General features: G+C 40.5%; 1 protein-coding gene. It reads right to left on the bottom strand.

Features of this window, described 5'->3' with window-relative positions; translation table 11 throughout:
• Window positions 1–42: 42 nt before the first annotated feature.
• On the bottom strand, window positions 43–373 hold a 331-nt coding region (locus VF675_RS13825), incomplete at its 5' end, for an integrase core domain-containing protein (RefSeq protein ID WP_440205401.1).

The following is a 373-nucleotide window of genomic DNA, read 5'->3' as shown; positions in this document are numbered from 1 at the left end:
ATCTTGAACCGTACCGGGTTTGTCGGAGACTTTTTATTTAAGTTAGGCCACTTGACCTAACGGTTTAATCTTATCATAGTACATTGCTTCAAACTCAAAAGGCGATACATAACCCAGTGCACTGTGTACACGCTTTTTATTGAACCAATCTACCCAGTTTAGTGTCGCAAGTTGTACATCCGCTAAACCTTGCCAATCTGCTTTTAGATATTCAATCACCTCTGTTTTGTATAAGCCATTCACCGTTTCAGCCAAAGCATTATCGTATGAATCACCCGTTGTACCGACTGATGCTCGTAAATTTGCTGCTTCTAAACGATTGGTATAGCGAATGGAAAGATATTGCACTCCTCTGTCGGAATGATGAATCACA

It is taken from the genome of Acinetobacter sp. Lyrl_1 (assembly GCF_051948795.1).
GTDB classification, from domain to species: Bacteria; Pseudomonadota; Gammaproteobacteria; order Pseudomonadales; family Moraxellaceae; genus Acinetobacter; species Acinetobacter towneri.
Note: the sequence above shows the minus strand (reverse complement) of the source record. Positions and strands in the feature narration are given on the sequence as shown.